The following is a 757-nucleotide window of genomic DNA, read 5'->3' on the forward strand; positions in this document are numbered from 1 at the left end:
TTTAAATACCACATTCGCGCCTTCGCTTCTGCCAATCCAGTTGCGCTGCATGAGCTTTACCGGCTCCGGCCAATCCAACAAATCCAAGTCCGCAAGCAGACGCTCTGCATAAGCGGTTATTTTCAGAATCCACTGCCGTATCCGCTTGCGGGTAACTTTTTCGCCGCAACGCTCGCAAAGACCGTCTTTTACCTCTTCATTGGCAAGGCCGGTTTTGCAGGAAGGACACCAGTTTATGGGGCTTTCCGCCTCGTAAGCCAGTCCTTTTTCAAAAAGTTTAAGGAAAATCCACTGAGTCCAGCGGTAATAGTCTTCTGCGGACGTATCGACCTCCCGATCCCAGTCATAGGAAAAGCCAAGTGTCTTAATTTGAGCGCGAAACCTGTTGATATTAGCCGCTGTTGTAACGGCGGGATGAGTGCCTGTTTTAATGGCATAATTTTCGGCAGGCAGGCCGTAAGCGTCAAAACCCATTGGGTGCAGCACATTGTAGCCGTTCATGCGGAGGTAACGGCAGTAAATGTCCGTGGCTGTATAACCCTCAAGATGACCGACATGAAGACCCTGCGCCGAAGGATAGGGAAACATATCAAGCACATAACAACGCTTGTTTTTGGGAAAATTCGGATTTTCCTCTGTTTTAAAAGTTTTATTGTCAGACCAGTACTTTTGCCATTTAGGCTCAATTGTTTCAAATGGATATTTTGCCATAATAATGAATTATACAGAATTTTACCCGGAATGAAAATATCTGTAA

1 protein-coding gene is annotated in these 757 nt (G+C 46.0%); it reads right to left on the reverse strand.

The window, feature by feature from the left end; genetic code table 11:
- Positions 1–711 (reverse strand): class I tRNA ligase family protein (locus ACYVRH_RS13775; protein WP_461257457.1); only part of this gene is annotated, 711 nt, incomplete at its 3' end.
- Positions 712–757 lie beyond the last annotated feature (46 nt).

It is taken from the genome of Treponema sp. R80B11-R83G3, from assembly GCF_054786115.1.